The sequence below is a fragment of the Pokkaliibacter plantistimulans genome, assembly GCF_003194385.1.
GTDB classification, from domain to species: Bacteria; Pseudomonadota; Gammaproteobacteria; order Pseudomonadales; family Balneatricaceae; genus Pokkaliibacter; species Pokkaliibacter plantistimulans.
Genome location: NZ_LAPT01000136.1, coordinates 1 through 1,898, shown reverse-complemented (window position 1 = coordinate 1,898; position 1,898 = coordinate 1). Strand labels below are relative to the sequence as shown.

Below are 1,898 nucleotides of genomic sequence, written 5' to 3'. Positions count from 1 at the left end.
AAATCATTGAGCCACTACACTGCTCCGGTTTGCTTCCTGCGCTCGCGGACGACCTCCGCTGTCCTGCTTTGGCCGGTGCACCTTCCTCTGGTTCTCATCCCTGAAGGCTGCTGTCCGTTGCAGTATCGTTGCTTCCCATGCGACGTCTGTTACAGACATCCTTGATCACGCAGCTTGGGCGGACGACCTGGCACAGGGCTGAGTCGCTGGCAACTCGTGCACCGTAGCGGCCTGAGCGGCGGTGCGTATGTGACGATAGAGTTTACGTATCAGCCGCATTCGTTGTTCCGGACTCAGTGTCATGATCGTCTCTCCTTGCCTTCAGTCTTCCCTGGCTCGCCGGTTGTGCCGTCAGCAACCTTGCTGTGGCGCCTGGGTACTTATTAGCTGTGTGTTTTAGCTGTGTGCTGCTTCTGCCGACACCGTCAGGTTGTCGATCACTTTGGTTACGCCATCGACTCTGGAAGCGACGGCGACAGCCAGATCTTTCTCGGCATCACTGCCAACACTCCCTGACAGGGTGACAACGCCACCGGTGGAGGTATCCACATTGATGTCAGTCGCGGTGACATCTTTCTGCATGAACAGCTGGGTTTTGACGCTGGCGGTTGTACTGGCAGCTTTCACTTTGTCCATAAAGGAACTGCCGTCTTTCTGGCGGTCTGCATGCTCACCGTCTGCTACGACGACCAGCTGGTTGTTGACGCCTTTAACCCCGTCGACACCCTTGGCGAGCTGACCGGCAAGCTGCTTCTCAACATCGCTATCGACCTTACCAGTAAGGGTGACATTACCCTGATCTACCTGAGTATCAATTTTGAAAGGGTTAAGGTTTTCATTCATCAGGTAGATGGTTTCGATTTTTCCATCCAGCCATGCATCATTCATTTTGCCTTCCCATTGGCCACTGTTCTGGCTGGCGAAAGCAACAACAGGAGCAGTAGTAAGAAGAGCAGTCAGTGCAGTTTTTTTAATGATGTGATTCATGGTCATATCCCTCTGTTGATTCACATATATCTAAGCAATGGTTATGCCAATTTGTAATCTATTGATTTATAAGGTTTTGTATATTTTTTAATCGATAGTTGATTAAGTAATTACAGGGTAAGGGAAGAAATAATTACAGGTATTCTTTTAAGCGATTTTATAAAAGTAATTTATTTGAAAAATGAAAGGCGATAATTGTTTTCTATTGCCTGAAAATGTTTCGGTTTTTTTCTTGTGAGTAGTATTTTTTTGATTGATGGTTTTTTCTGTGGGCGCAGAAAATATGGCATTGCATTTTCTTTAAATGATGGCTGTTCAGGGTTTTATTTAAGAGAGGGGAGTATTTATGGAGGTCTGTTTTTAATTTTTTATGGGGGTAAGGGGATATAAAAAGAAAAATCCATAGGTGATAAATCTTTATTACCTATGGGCTTTAATATCGAAACGGATTGTGCAGGGTATATCAGTCCAGCGCGAGTTCTTCTTTGATTTTATTCAGGCGGTAATAGTAGAAGCGCTCCATGAAAAGGCAAAGAACGACTGCTGTTAATAGCATGGTCAGGCAAATGCCAACAAGGCTTACTGAAATCGTAGAAAAAATACCGAGAGTAAAAGCCAGTGAGAGCATGCCACCAACGAAAAATACAAGAAGTAATTCCACCATGATAGATATCCTTTCAATGTCCTGGTCTATAGTCACCTGACGAACATCTTTGCTGCTGGCTGATGAAGTCAGGGCGTTGTCTCAATAAAGCAGATTTGGTGCCATATTTATAAATTGTTGATATTTATGGATTTATTAATTTTTATGAAATTTTTACCCATCGCTTTTCCGATTTTTACCTGTAGTCAGCGCAGTTTTTACAGGTTAATTTTTCCAGATCATCTACCGGCTTTGTTGCACAAATCGG

The 1,898-nt window shown here is 44.5% G+C and carries 2 protein-coding genes; both read right to left on the bottom strand.

Features of this window, described 5'->3' with window-relative positions; all coding sequences use genetic code 11:
* Positions 1–396 precede the first annotated feature (396 nt).
* The gene (locus tag WH50_RS23625; RefSeq protein WP_207780456.1) at positions 397–987 is read right to left on the bottom strand and encodes a BON domain-containing protein; all 591 of its coding nucleotides are present in this window, start codon (positions 985–987) and stop codon (positions 397–399) included.
* Between the two features lie 463 nt (positions 988–1,450).
* Positions 1,451–1,651, bottom strand: a complete 201-nt coding sequence (locus WH50_RS23620; protein WP_110189669.1) for a hypothetical protein — start codon at positions 1,649–1,651, stop codon at positions 1,451–1,453.
* Positions 1,652–1,898 lie beyond the last annotated feature (247 nt).